General features: G+C 62.8%; 1 pseudogene. It reads left to right on the top strand.

The features are described 5' to 3' along the window. Positions 1-261: pseudogene (locus tag E5W70_RS14560) on the top strand (sensor histidine kinase); the annotation flags it as partial.

Here is a 261-nt window from a genome sequence, read left to right as displayed (position 1 = left end):
AGCTTGGCCAGGTGTTCGGCAGCGAGCTTCCTGAAGGGCTGTTGTCGGGACCGGAGGTTCTTCTCGACGAAAAGACGACGCAGGCACTCGGCCTCGTCTTTCACGAACTGGCGACGAATGCGCTGAAGCATGGCGAAGCCGGCAATTCAGTCGGTGCGCTGAAGGTCGACTGGTCGCTCGAAGGCCGCGGCGGCGCCCGGACATTGGCTCTCAACTGGCGTGAGGCCGGTCAGAAGAAGCTCGAGACACCGGCAAAGAGCG

Origin of the sequence: Mesorhizobium sp., from assembly GCF_005063415.1 — a bacterium.
Taxonomy (GTDB): domain Bacteria; phylum Pseudomonadota; class Alphaproteobacteria; order Rhizobiales; family Rhizobiaceae; genus Mesorhizobium.
Note: the sequence above shows the minus strand (reverse complement) of the source record. Positions and strands in the feature narration are given on the sequence as shown.